8 protein-coding genes are annotated in these 11828 nt (G+C 64.2%); 1 reads left to right on the forward strand and 7 read right to left on the reverse strand.

Features of this window, described 5'->3' with window-relative positions:
- Positions 1-149: 149 nt before the first annotated feature.
- The 5 genes from HGB41_RS17785 to HGB41_RS17805 all read right to left on the reverse strand — a co-directional run bounded on the left by HGB41_RS17785 (position 150) and on the right by HGB41_RS17805 (position 7609).
- On the reverse strand, positions 150-2432 hold the full coding sequence (locus HGB41_RS17785) for a YgiQ family radical SAM protein (RefSeq protein ID WP_171086905.1): 2283 nt from the start codon (positions 2430-2432) through the stop codon (positions 150-152).
- A 91-nt stretch (positions 2433-2523) separates the two neighbouring features.
- Complete coding sequence (locus HGB41_RS17790) at positions 2524-2832, reverse strand: DUF4404 family protein (RefSeq protein WP_171086907.1); 309 nt, start codon at positions 2830-2832, stop codon at positions 2524-2526.
- Positions 2833-2842: 10 nt separating this feature from the next.
- On the reverse strand, positions 2843-3055 hold the full coding sequence (locus HGB41_RS17795) for a VF530 family protein (protein ID WP_171086909.1): 213 nt from the start codon (positions 3053-3055) through the stop codon (positions 2843-2845).
- 205 nt (positions 3056-3260) lie between these two features.
- Positions 3261-5387 (reverse strand): M3 family metallopeptidase, encoded by a 2127-nt coding sequence (locus tag HGB41_RS17800; RefSeq protein WP_171086911.1) that lies wholly within the window; start codon positions 5385-5387, stop codon positions 3261-3263.
- A gap of 83 nt (positions 5388-5470) precedes the next feature.
- Entirely contained in the window at positions 5471-7609 is a 2139-nt protein-coding gene (locus HGB41_RS17805; RefSeq protein ID WP_171086913.1) for a M3 family metallopeptidase, read from the reverse strand.
- Between the two features lie 219 nt (positions 7610-7828).
- On the opposite strand from HGB41_RS17805, the gene HGB41_RS17810 reads away from it, so the two are divergent.
- Entirely contained in the window at positions 7829-9136 is a 1308-nt protein-coding gene (locus tag HGB41_RS17810) for an FAD-dependent oxidoreductase (RefSeq protein WP_171086915.1), read from the forward strand.
- A 121-nt stretch (positions 9137-9257) separates the two neighbouring features.
- On the opposite strand, the gene HGB41_RS17815 is transcribed toward HGB41_RS17810, so the two are convergent.
- Together HGB41_RS17815 and HGB41_RS17820 are read right to left on the reverse strand one after the other, a co-directional pair.
- Positions 9258-9461, reverse strand: a complete 204-nt coding sequence (locus tag HGB41_RS17815; RefSeq protein WP_171086917.1) for a SlyX family protein — start codon at positions 9459-9461, stop codon at positions 9258-9260.
- Between the two features lie 160 nt (positions 9462-9621).
- Positions 9622-11763 (reverse strand): DUF4214 domain-containing protein, encoded by a 2142-nt coding sequence (locus HGB41_RS17820; RefSeq protein ID WP_171086919.1) that lies wholly within the window; start codon positions 11761-11763, stop codon positions 9622-9624.
- Between the last annotated feature and the right edge of the window lie 65 nt (positions 11764-11828).

Here is an 11828-nt window from a genome sequence, read left to right on the forward strand (position 1 = left end):
TCGTAGGGTGGGCAAGTTCTTGCCCACGCGTTCAACGAAGGCTTGAACAGTTACGGAGCGATTACTCAACCGCCACTTGAACGCGCGGGCGGGAGACCCGCCCACCCTACCAATGCAAAACCGGAGCCTCAGCTCCGGTTTTCATTTACTCAACGCTTGCTTCCGCTCGCCTTGGGCTTGGCCTTGATGGTCGACAGGATCGACGGCTTCACCTTGGACGGCGGCGCCATGAAGGGCGTGCTTGATGGGGCGCCGCGGCCGGCAACGCGGCCGTCATTGCCGCGCGGGGCACGCTTGGGCGCCACCTCGATCGTGCGGCCTTTCGGCACACCGCCCGGCGGACGGCGTTCTTCGCGCATCCCGTTAGAGGCGCCATCGTCGGTCGCCGGAATCAGGTGGCGCTCGCCATTGCCGATCAGGTCACCGCGGCCCATGCGGCGCAGCGCTTCGCGGATGATCGGCCAGTTCTCCGGATCGTAGTAGCGCAGGAAAGCCTTGTGCAGCTTGCGGGTCTTGCCGCTCTTCGCGGTCTCGACCACTTCCGAGTCTTCGGTGACCTTGGCCAGCGGGTTCTTGCGCGAGTGGTACATGGTGGTCGCCATCGCCATCGGCGTCGGCGTGAAGGTCTGCACCTGGTCGAGCTTGAAGTTGTTCTTCTTCAGCCACAGCGCCAGGTTCAGCATGTCCTCGTCGGTCGAACCCGGGTGGGCCGCGATGAAGTAGGGGATCAGGTACTGCTTCTTGCCCGCCTCGAGCGAATACTTGTCGAACAGGCGCTTGAACTCGTCGTAGGCGCCGATACCCGGCTTCATCATCTTCGAGAGCGTGCCGGACTCGGTATGCTCCGGCGCGATTTTCAAGAGGCCACCCACGTGGTGGGTCACCAGCTCTTTCACATACTCGGGCGAGCGCACCGCCAGGTCGTAGCGCAGGCCGGAACCGATCAGGATCTTCTTGATGCCGGGGATCGCGCGCGCCTTACGGTACAGCGAGATCAGTTTGCTGTGGTCGGTGCCGAGGTTGCTGCAGATGGTCGGGTAGACGCAGGACAGGCGGCGGCACGATTCCTCGATCGTCTTTTCCTTGCAGGCCAGGCGATACATGTTGGCGGTCGGGCCACCCAGGTCGGTGATCGTCCCGGCGAAGTTCTTGGTGGTGTCGCGAATCAGTTCGATCTCGCGCAGGATCGACGGCTCCGAGCGGCTCTGGATGATGCGGCCTTCGTGCTCGGTGATCGAGCAGAAGGTGCAGCCCCCAAAACACCCGCGCATGATGTTGACCGAATAGCGGATCATTTCCCAGGCCGGGATATGGGCCTTGCCATAGCTCGGGTGCGGGGCGCGCGAATACGGCAGGTCGTAGACGTTGTCCATCTCGTCCATGGCGAGCGGCAGCGGCGGCGCGTTCAGCCAGACGTCGCGGTCACCATGCGCCTGTACCAGCGCGCGCGCATTGCCCGGGTTCGATTCGAGGTGGAAGACGCGCGAGGCGTGCGCATACATCACCGGGTCGACGCTGACGGTATCGAAACTCGGCAGGCGCACCACGGTCTTCCGCGCTTTTTCGCGGGCGGCGGCCTGGCGTTCTTCGCGCGTCATGATGATGACCGGTTTGACGACCTGCTCCGGCTGGGCGTTCTCGGTGGCGCAGGCTTTCGTATCCTCTTGCGCCATCGCGTACGGGTTCGGGTGCACATCGACGCGGCCCGGCACGTCGACGCGGGTCGAGTTGTGCACGCTCCATTCGGCGTCCGGCAGCCAGCCCTGCGGCACCAGGAAGGCGGTGCCGCGCAGGTCGCGGATTTCCTTGATGTTCTCGCCGGCCGCGAGGCGGCGGGTGACATCCACCAGCGCGCGCTCGGCGTTACCGAAGATCAGCAGGTCGGCCTTCGATTCGAACAGCACCGAGCGGCGCACCTTGTCCGACCAGTAGTCGTAGTGGGCGATGCGGCGCAGCGAGGCTTCGATACTGCCGGCAATCACCGGCACGCCTGGGAAGGCTTCGCGCGCGCGCTGGCAGTACACGGTGACCGCGCGGTCCGGGCGTTTATTGGGTTCGGCGTTCGGGGTATAGGCGTCGTCGGAACGGATCTTGCGGTCGGCCGTATAGCGGTTGACCATCGAGTCCATGTTGCCGGCGGTGACGCCCCAGTACAGGTTCGGCTTGCCGAGCGCGCGGAAAGGCTCGACCGAAGTCCAGTCCGGCTGGCTGATGATGCCGACGCGGTAACCCTGCGCTTCCAGCAGGCGGCCCACCAGCGCCATCCCGAAGCTCGGGTGGTCGATGTAGGCGTCGCCGGTGATCAAGATGATGTCGCACGAATCCCACCCGAGCGCGTTCATTTCTGCGCGGGTCATCGGGAGGAAGGGCGCGGCAGGTCCGCGGCTGGAGCGCTTGGCGACGCTCGCGAAAAGGTTTGCTGGGGAGTTCATTGGCCGGTATTGTACCGGAAAACCCCTCACGGGTCGTTGCCAGGCCCGAAAAATGGCTTACTTATCAATGACTTGTGGCAGAGTTGCCTAGTCAAATACCCATGTTTGACAGGATATTGCCGAGCTCGCGCAGGCCACTCGAGACGTTTGGATGGCGCGCGTTGAAGCGGGCCGCCAGTTCCTGGGTCCGCGAGGACAGGCCATAGGTATTGTTGTCGAGTTCCTGCTCGGCGCGGCGCTCGAGCACCTTGTCGATGTCGCCGTCGAGCTGGCGCAGCAGGGTTTCCAGCTCGGGATCGACGTCGCCGGTCTCCTGCAGCTGGCGGTGCAGGCCCTTGAGCCGCATTTTCAGGTTTGCATCGCTGTCGTTGGCGTTCTCGTTGGCGTTCTCGTTCAGCATGGGGTTCTCGCTAGTTGGTGAAGCGGGTCTCGAGGTACAGCGCCTCGACCTGCTCGCGCGCCCAGGGGGTGCGGCGCAAAAACTTCAGGCTCGACTTGATGCTCGGGTCTTTCTGGAAACAGTTAATGTCGATCCGGCGGCCGAGTTTTTCCCAGCCATAGTGCTCGACGAGGCGGGTTAACACCGATTCTAAAGTAATACCTTCGAGGGATTGAACACTCATCGTTTGGGGCTTGTTTTGAAAATGGAGTCAGGTGCAGTTATACACCGGATCGGGGGAATGCTGAGAATGCGGCCGTTCAAAAGCTGGCTGAACGCGTGGGCAAGAAACTTGCCCGCCCTACGATCATCGGCGGCTCGTAGGGCGGGCGGGTCTCCCGCCCACGCGGTGATACGTACCGGTTGCGTCACCACAACCGGTTGAAGCATCAGTTACCGGTGAGACCCCGGCGCTCCAGCAGCGGCTGCACCTGCGCATCACGCCCGCTGAAGTTGCGGTACATCTGCATCGCATCGAGCGTGCCGCCGCGCGACAGCAGGGTCTTGCGGAAGTGGTCGCCGTTCTTGCGGGTCAGGCCACCGTTTTCCTTGAACCAGTTGACAGTGTCCGCGTCCAGCTTCTCGGCCCACAGGTAGCCGTAGTAGCCGGCCGAATAGCCGCCCGAGAAGGTGTGCGAGAAGTAGTTGGTGCGGTAGCGCGGCGGCACCATCGCGAAGTCCACGCCGGCTTTCTTCAGCGCGTCAGCCTCGAAAGCCAGGACGTCCGTCGGGATCTGGTTCGGCGACAGCTGGTGCCAGGCCTGGTCCAGCAGCGACGCGGCCAGGTACTCGGTGGTGCGGAAGCCTTCGTTGAACTGCTGCGAAGCCTGTACCTTGTCCAGCAGTTCCTTCGGCATCGGCGCGCCGGTCTGGTAGTGCTTCGCGTAGTTGGCCAGCACTTCCGGATAGGCCATCCACATCTCGTTCACCTGCGACGGGAACTCGACGTAGTCGCGCGGCACGCGCGAGCCCGAGAAGCGCGGGTATTTCACGTCCGAGAACATGCCGTGCAGCGCGTGGCCGAACTCGTGGAAGGTGGTGCGCACTTCGTCGTACGTCAAGAGCGTCGGTTCGCCGGCGGCCGGCTTGGCGATGTTGAGGTTGTTGGCGATGACCGGGCGGGTAGACATCAGCTTGCTCTGCGCGACCAGGGCGTTGGCCCAGGCGCCGCCGCGCTTGTTGGCGCGCGCGTACGGGTCGAAGGTGAAGATTGCGAGCTGCTTGCCGTTGTGGTCGAACACGTCGAACATGCGCACGTCCTCGACATAGCCCGGCAGGTCCTTGCGTTCCTTGAAGGTGATGCCGAATTCCTTGGTGGCGGCGAAGAACACGCCATCCACCAGCACGCGGTTCAGCTCGAAGTACGGGCGCAGCTGGCCGGCGTCGAAGGCGTACTTGGCGGCGCGCACCTTGTCGCTGTAGAAGGCCCAGTCGTGGGCGGCGGCCTGGAAACCACCCTTGTCGGCATCGATCGCCTTCTGGATCTCGGCCGCTTCCTTGCGCGCGTTGTTCACGGCCGGCTTGGCGAATTCGGCCAGCAGGCTGTTGACGGCGCCGGTATTCTTGGCGGTCTGGTCTTCGAGGTTGTAGGCGGCGTGGTTCGGGTAGCCCAGCAGCACCGCGCGTTCGGCGCGCAGCTTGGCCAGCTTGAGCACGACCTCGCGGTTGTCGAATTCACCGCCGCGCGAGCCGCGCGCCAGCGAGGCCGCCAGCAGCTTTTCGCGGGTGGCGCGGTTGGTCAACACCGACAGGCCGGCCTGCTGGGTGGTGTTCACCACCGGGATCGCGAATTTTCCCTTCAGGCCGCGCTTGTCCGCTTCTGCAGCGGCGGCGTCGATCTGCTTGTCCGACATGCCGGCCAGCTCGGCGCGGGTGTCCACGACCAGCGCCGAGGCGTTGGCTTCCTTCAGCACGTTCTGGGCGAACTGGGTGGAGAGCGCGGCCAGCTCGCCGTTCATCGCCTTCAGCTTCTGCTTGTCGGCATCGGACAGCTTGGCGCCGGCGCGCACGAAATCGGTGTGGTAGCGCTCGACCAGGTATTGCGATTCCGCGTCCAGGCCCAGCTTGGTGCGCTTGTCGTACAGCGCCTTCACGCGTGCGTACAGCTTCGGGTTCAGGCGGATGGCGTCGCTGTGGGCCGACAGCTGCGGCGCCAGTTCCTTGTCGAGCGCCTGCAGGGCCGGGTTGGTGTACGAACCGTTGAGCGTGCCAAACACGATGCCGACGCGGTTGAGCAGCTGGCCCGAACGCTCCATCGCGACGATGGTGTTCTCAAAACCAGGTGCGGCCTTGTTGTTGGCGATTTTTTCGATTTCGGCAGCCTGCTGGCGCATGCCTTCGGCGTAGGCCGGGGCGAAGTGCTCGTTCTTGATCTTGTCGAAGGCCGGGTACTGGAACGGCAGGGTGCTCTGCTTGGCGAACGGGTTCGAGGCTTCGAGCATCGAAGCAGGCGCAGCGTAGGCCAGGTTGGCGGCGACGCTGGCGGCGGCGACCAGCAGGATATGTGGACGGTTCATGGTGTCTCGTTATGTGTGGGTAGTGAGAGCAACACGCCGCCCCCTCCCGCTGCTCGTGGCGGCGGGAGGAAGCGGCGCAGGGATTAATTACCGGTCAGGCCGCGGCGTTCCAGCAGCGGCTCGATGACCGGATCGCGGCCGCGGAAGCTGCGGAACAGGTCCATCGCATCGGCCGTGCCGCCGCGCGACAGCAGCGTCTTGCGGAAGTGGTCGCCGTTCTTGCGCGACAGGCCGCCGTTCTGCATGAACCACTGCACCGTATCGGCGTCGAGCTTTTCGCTCCACAGGTAGGCGTAGTAGCCGGCCGAATAGCCGCCGTTCATCGAGTGCGAGAAATACGTGGTGCGGTAGCGCGGCGGCACCGGTGCGAAGTCGACGCCGGCCTCCTTGAGCGCCTTGGCTTCAAAGGACAGCACGTCCGTCGGGACCTGCGACGGCTTGAGCTGGTGCCAGCGCTGGTCGATCAGCGAAGCGGCCAGATATTCGGTCGTCATGTAGCCCTGGTTGAACTTCTTCGACGCCACCACCTTGTCCAGCAGTTCCTTCGGCATCGGCGCGCCGGTCTGGTGGTGTTTCGCGTAATTGCTCAGCACTTCAGGCCAGATCGCCCACATCTCGTTGACCTGCGACGGGTATTCGACGAAGTCGCGCGGCACGCTGGTGCCCGAGAAATGCGGGTATTTCACGTTCGAGAACATGCCGTGCAGCGCATGGCCGAACTCGTGGAACATCGTGCGCACTTCGTCGTAGGTCAAGAGCGTCGGCTGGCCGGCGGGCGGTTTCGGGATGTTCTGGTGGTTGCCGACCACCGGCTTCTTGCCCAGCAGGTGGGACTGCGACACGTATTCGTTCATCCAGGCGCCGCCCTGCTTGTTGCCCCGGGCGTAGGGGTCGAACAGGAAGATTGCGAGCTGCGTGCCGTCGTGGTCGAACACGTCGAACACGCGCACGTCCGGGTCATACACCGGCAGGTCCTTGCGTTCCTTGAAGGTGATGCCGTATTCCTTGGTGGCGGCGAAGAACACGCCGTCCACCAGCACGCGGTTCAGTTCGAAGTAAGGGCGCAGCTGGTTTTCGTCGAAGTTGTACTTCGCGGCGCGCACCTTGTCCTGGTAGATCGGCCAGTCATGGCTGGCAACCTGGAAGCTTCCTTTTTCGGCGTCGATCACCTTCTGGATTTCAAGCGCTTCCTTGCGCGCGTTGTTCACGGCCGGCTTGGCCAGTTCGGCCAGCAGCTTGTTGACGGCGGCCGGGTTCTTGGCGGTTTCCAGTTCCTGCGAATAGGCCGCATAGTTCGGGTAACCCAGCAGCACGGCGCGCTCGGCGCGCAGCTTGGCCAGGCGCAGCACCAGCGGGCGGGTGTCGAACTCGCCGCCACGGCTGCCGCGGTTGAGCGACGCGGCCATCAGGCGCTCGCGGGTGCTGCGGTTGGTCAATGTGGCCAGCGGCGGCTGGCTGCTGGTATTGACGATGGCGATCGCGTACTTGCCCTTCAGGCCGCGCTTTTCCGCCTCAAGCGCGGCGGTATTGATCTCGGCATCCGAGAAGCCGGCCAGCTCCGCGCGCGAATCGACGATCAGCGCCGAGGCATTGGCTTCCTTCAGCACGCGCTGCGAGAAATCGGACTGCAGCGACGCGATCTCGCCGTTGTACTTCTTGAGCTTGTCCTTGTTGGCGCTTGATAAGTTGGCGCCCGCGCGCACGAATTCCTTGTACACGCGCTCGAGCAGGTGCTTCGATTCCGCATCCAGGCCGAGCGTGGCGCGCTTGTCGTGCAGGGTCTTGACACGCCTGAACAGCGAGGGGTTCAGGTAGATCGTGTCGTTGTGCGCAGCCAGTTTCGGCGACATCTCGCGGTCCACCGCATCGAGCCTGTCGTTGGTGTTCGCGGTCTGCAGGTTCGAGAAGGTCGCGGCTACGCGCGAGAGCATCTCGCCGGCGCGCTCCATCGCGACGATGGTGTTCTCGAAAGTAGGCGCCGAGCGGCTAGCCGCGATCGCGTCGATCTCGCGCAGGTGCTCTGCCATGCCGGCCGCGTACGCAGGCAGGAAGTGCTCGTCCTTGATCTTGTCGAAGGCCGGATAGTGCAGCGGCAGGCTGCTTGGCTGGGCGAAGGGGTTGGAGGCGTCGAGCGAAGGGGCGGCGGCTGCAGCAAATGCGCCTGCGTGCGCGAGCGCGAGCGCGAGGCTGGCGGCAACGATGAGCAAAGTTGGTCGGTTCATGAGATCTTTCACGGACTCTTGGGAGGGAGCTGCCGGACGTGCTCGACAGCCGTTGCGCGAAGATCATAGCAGGCTTATACGCATATCGTCACAACAAACAGCGTATGTGTGTTGCATGTAATTACGCTCTGTATTGACGTCCGCAGCTGCCCTCACAGGCCCTGCCGGAGACCGTTCCGGATGCCGTGTTAGCATCGCCACCTACCTACTTCTTCCGCCATGGATTCCCTCATCGAACGACCCTATGACGCGATCGTCGTCGGCACCGGTCCCGGCGGCGCCAGCACCGCGCGCGAACTGGCGCGTGCAGGCGCGCGCGTGCTTATCCTCGAGCAGGGCAGCGCCGCGCCTTTGAAGGGTACGCTCGGCCAGATGGCGACGATGGCGCTGCCGGGCAAGGGCGCCTGGCTGCACCGCGACGCTTCGCTGCTGGTGTCCGGAACGGCCCTGGGCGGCAGCTCTGCGCTGAACTTCGCCACCGCCGCCGCGCCGCCGCTGCCGCTGTTCGCGGCCCACGGCATCGACCTGGCGCCGGCGCTCGATGCGCTGCGCGCCGAACTGCCGCTGGCGCCGCTGCCGGACAGCCTGGTCGGCCCAATGGCAGCGCGCATCATGGGGGCCGCACGCGGCGCCGGCTTCGACTGGCAAAAACTCGACAAGATGATCCGGCCACAAGCCTGCCGCAGCGGCTGCTGGCGCTGCGTGTACGGCTGCCCTTATGGCGCCAAATGGAGCGCGCGCGACTTCGTCGACGAAGCCTGCGGCCACGGCGCCGTGCTGCTCGATCGCAGCCGGGTGCTGCGGGTGCTGATGGAAGACGGCCGCGCCGCCGGGGTCGAGCTGCTGCGCGCCGGGTCGGTGCAGGTCGCCCATGCGCCGCTGGTGGTGCTGGCCGGCGGCGGTATCGGCAGCCCGCGCCTGCTGCATGCCTCAGGCCTGGGGCCGCGCCTTGCGCCTTTCTTCAGCGATCCGGTAGTAGCGGTGATGGGCAGCATCGGCGATATGGGCGAGGACATTGGCGGCGCCGAAGTGCCGATGGCGGCCGGCGCCAGCTTCCACGAAGACGGCATCACCCTGGCCGACCTGACGCTGCCACGCCCGATGTTCCAGGCGTTCGCGCTGCAGGCAGGCCGCATCGACCGGCTTGGCGCGCACCGGCACACGCTGAGCATCATGGTGAAGATCCGCGACGAGGTGGGTGGTGCGGTGGGTCCGCGCTGGGTGGACAAGCGGCTCACGCCGGGGGACCGGGCGCGGCTGGCGAAGGGCATCGTGATGGCGCGCGCGATCCTGCAGCAGGCCGGTGCGCGCCGGGTGTTCGCCACCCATCATTTTGCCGCGCATCCGGGCGGCAGCGTGCCGATTGGGGGGAGTGTCGACAGCGATTTGCGCGCGGCGCCGGGGGTGTACGTGTGCGATGCGTCGGTGATTCCGGGGGCGTGGGGGTTGCCGCCGACCTTGACGCTGCTGTGCCTTGGCAAGCGGTTGGGTCAATCGTTAATACGGAATACTGCTGATGTGCAGTGACGCCGGCACTGGTTGAACGCGTGGGCAGGTAATTTCGGGCAATGCCCGCAATTACGCCCACCCACCCTATCGGTATATGCGACGATTAGTAGCCCGCCGCACATATCGGCGTATGCGACGGTCAGTAATGCGGGGGGCGTTCGTTGACCGGCCCCTGGCGGCTGGTCTGCAGGTTGCGGACATGGTCCGCCAGCGCGGCCACCATGGCTTCGAGCTTGTCGATGCGGCGGCCTTGCTGGTAGATGGTCTGGTTCAGGGTCTCGACCAGGTCTTCCTGGTGCGCGACCTTGATCTCGATGTCGACGAAACGGTCTTCCTGGCTCATAAGTCAACTCCGGCGGAAAGCCGGCATTATGCCAGCCTCGCTAGAGCGTCTGACAAAAACCCGGGGGCAGGGGATGCGGCCACCCGACGCATCGTCGAAGCCAGTACGCTGGTACGGCGAGACGATGCAACGCGGCTATCGGGGGAATCGTCAGGCGCTCTTAACCCCAAGGCGTGTAGTCGATGCCGGTGCTGATGGTGCCGATCACCTGTGCCTGGTTCTCGAAGCCCTCGCTGAATTCCATCAGGATCTGCTCGCGGCTGCTGTTGACGATGCGGCCGACCCAGTAGTCGTAACCGGCGGCATCCGGTGCGCGGTCGAGGATGTTCATGTACAGCTTGTTGAGGAAGTCGCCGTTGCTCGGGTTCGCGCCATATTGCTGGATGAATTCCGGCTGGCCGGTAATGAACTCCTTTGCCACCTGCAGCAGGGTGGTGCCCTTCTCCATGCGGTCCATCCAGTAGCCCATGCCGGTCTTGTCCGACGGACGGCCATAGACAGCCTCGTACAGGCGGTAGACCTGGCCGGCGATGCCGTCGACGTCGATCGCCTTGAAACCGTCGTTGAACTGGAGGCGCTCGACGTCGATAAGCGCGTCCTTGCCGTCGGTACCGGATTTGGCGGTGACGTTATAGCCCCAGATGCCGCGTGCGACCGTGTAGTTGGCGCTGCTGCCCGCGTAGACCGCGGTATCGATGCCGGCGCTGCCGTCGATGGCGTTGTCGCCTGCGCCGACGGTGAACTTGTCGTTACCTGCACCGCCGGTCTGGTTGGCGCTGCTCGCGACGGTGAAATTCATACGGGTCGTGGCGCTGGTGACGTTGTCGGCGATGTCGACCGACGAGGCACCGACCACATAGCTGCCGTTCGGCAGCGGGGTGGAATCGATGCTCCACTTGCCGTCGCCGCCCACCGTGGCGCGGCCGATTTCGATGGCTTTGCCGACGTGGACCAGCACGATGCTGGTGCCGGCTTCACCGGTACCGTTGAAGACAGGCTTGTTGCCGCCCTGGTCCAGGGTGAAGGCATTGGTCGGGGCGACCGGCGCCTTGCCGTCGACATTGAAGCTCTGGAGCGGGCTGAAACTGGAGACGTTGCCCGCGCTATCGGTTGCAGTCGCGTAGACGTTGTAGTTGGTGCCGTCCGCCAGTGCGTTGCCGACCACCCGGAACACGCCGTTCGCGCCGGCCGTGGTGGTGGCGATGACGGTCTGGCCAAGGTAGATCTTCACCGTGGAATTGGCTTCGGCAACGCCGGTGATGAGCGGCGTGCTGCCGGTGGTGTAGCCGTTCGCGTTCTTGGTGACGGCGAAGTTCGGCGCCGCCGGCGGGGTCGCATCGGTTGCCATCACGGCCGCACGTTCGACGGTCATGTCCGCAAAGCGCAGCTGCTCGATCGACAGCAGGGTGTCGACCCCTTCCGCCGCGCTGGCGACGGTAAGGCTCCCATTGGTGTTGCCGGTGATGGTGTAGGTGTTGCGTGCGCCAGTAAAGACCGCAGTGTCGTTGCCGTTTCCGCCATTAATCACGTCATTTCCTCCATTGCCCTGCAGGGTGTCATTCGAAGCGGTGCCAGTCAGCGTCTCGGCGCTGCTGGTACCGGTAAGGTAAACGGCATCGGTGGGGGTGTTCAGGCCAAGCAAGCCGCCCAGTCCGTCGCCGCCATAGATCCAATTCAGCGCGGCCACGTCGTACTGGCTGAACTCGGCGTGGTTGGTCGCGTGGGTGGTATAAGTCATGATGGTATTACCTGCATTGTCCACCTCAGCCGGCAAAACAATGTCGCCTTCGAACGGGTGCTTCAGGCCCAGCGCATGGCCCAGTTCGTGCAGCAGGGTTTCGTAGCCCTCGGAGCCCGGCGTCAGGTCGCGGTTGCGCATGCGCCATTCGGCATTGTCGAGGTAGACCCAGGCGTCGGCATCGTACTTGGTGACTTCGTTGGTCGACTGGTTATACGAATAGCCGCCCTTCCAGCTGCACAGGCCAACCGTGTTGCTGGCCTGGATGTCGACGTTGCACAGGTGGATCTGCGCCGCATTCCCATCCGAGGTTTCGACGAACTCGATACCGGTCAGCGCCTGCAGGTCGTTGAATGCATTGCGCACGCTGTTCTGCTGCGCCAGCGTGAACGCTTCCTGCCCGCTCCTGCCGGCTTCATTGCCGGACGTGATCGAGAAGGTGTAATACAGGGTGTTCGCCGGCAGGCCCGTGATGAAATTCCAGTTCGGCCCCTGGTCGAGCAGTGCGTCGATATAGTTGTACCCCGACAGGGCGACATTTTCCAGTTCTGCTACGGTTGCCATACAAGCCTTTGAAATCTATCAGGAATTACTGCTGAGTACGTTCGCACCAGAAGTATTTCCTCTGG

Origin of the sequence: Telluria aromaticivorans (assembly GCF_013003915.1) — a bacterium.
Classification (GTDB): Bacteria; Pseudomonadota; Gammaproteobacteria; order Burkholderiales; family Burkholderiaceae_D; genus Telluria; species Telluria aromaticivorans.